Genomic DNA, 326 nt, shown 5'->3' on the forward strand with positions numbered 1-326 from the left:
TCAAATATCATCTCATTACCTTTCTATTTTTTATGTTATGTAAATGGGTGGGGGTGCTGGGAGGAGAGAGCACCCCCATAACGTCAAGCGGCTTGTGTCAAGATCTGTTTCATCTCTTGCTCTATTTCCTCTAAGAATATCTCAACTGCTTGATTGATCTGTTCAATTTGTTTCTCATCACGGTGGATACGTTTAATTTTCATGCGCAAACGAAGGGATCTGCCTACAAAATGCGGATCATAGCTGACAAAATCACACCATTGACGTCCTGTACATGCCATTTGGAATTGCATTTGTGCCTTATATTCAGGCTTGATAGTGCCATC

Annotated in this window: 1 pseudogene; it reads right to left on the reverse strand. The window is 41.1% G+C overall.

Annotated features, from left to right (window positions below):
* Nucleotides 1-83 precede the first annotated feature (83 nt).
* Nucleotides 84-326, reverse strand: a pseudogene (locus ACFIO5_RS10470) (lambda exonuclease family protein); the annotation flags it as partial.

This window comes from Bartonella sp. AA86SXKL (assembly GCF_042196885.1).